At 63.1% G+C, this 904-nt stretch carries 1 protein-coding gene; it reads left to right on the forward strand.

Annotation, left to right across the window (positions count from 1 at the left end):
* A partial coding sequence (locus tag HMPREF2924_RS20165; RefSeq protein WP_168172964.1) for a GspE/PulE family protein occupies positions 1-904 on the forward strand: 904 nt, incomplete at both ends.

The following is a 904-nucleotide window of genomic DNA, read 5'->3' on the forward strand; positions in this document are numbered from 1 at the left end:
CGTCGACGGCCTGCTGAAGACCGTCGAGCAGTTCCGCAGCCAGGAGCTGCACGAACTCTGTGCAACCATCTACCAATCCATGTGCGACGTGGCCGAGCCACTGTTCAAGCCGCAACTGGACCAGGACGCGCGGATGAGCCAGACCTTCGTCGAGAAGCTCAACCTGTTCAGTGCCCGGATCGCCACCCGCCCGCGTGCCGGGGGGTTCCTGATGATCCTGCGACTGCTCTACGACGACACCGGCCTCGACAGCCTGGAGCAGCTCGGCTACCTGCCCGAGCAGAACGCACTGTTCGATCGCATGATGCGTATGCCCTACGGCATCAACATCCTGTCCGGCCCCACCGGGTCAGGGAAGTCGATGACCTTGAAGGTCACAATGGAAGGCCTCGACAAGCTGCATGGCGGATCCAAGCACATCCTGACCATCGAGGATCCGCCGGAATACCGCATTCGCGGCGAAGGCATCAACCAGACCCCACTGGTCTATGACGCCACTGACCCAGACGCAGAACGCCAGGCCTGGGCCGCAGGCATCGCCAACGGCATGCGCCTGGATCCGGACTACATGATGATCGGCGAGGTACGCGATCTCTTCGCCGCTGTCGCCGCGTTCCGTGGTTCGATGACCGGGCACGGCCTGTGGTCGACCCTGCACACCAACAGCGCGATCGGCATTGTCCAGCGGCTGAAAGACCTGGGCGTCGACCCCGGACTGCTGTTTGATCCTGCCCTGCTAACCGGCCTGATCAACCAGAGCCTGCTGCCCAAGCTCTGCCCCCACTGCAAAGTGCGCTTCCAAGACCACCAAGACCAACTCGCGCCCGACTTGGTCGAACGGGTTCGACGCTTGACCGATGTTTCCCAGGTTCACGTCAAGGGGCCTGGCTGCCAGGCCTGCCGT

The organism is Pseudomonas sp. HMSC063H08, from assembly GCF_001813645.1.
In the GTDB taxonomy this organism is placed as follows: Bacteria; Pseudomonadota; Gammaproteobacteria; order Pseudomonadales; family Pseudomonadaceae; genus Pseudomonas; species Pseudomonas aeruginosa.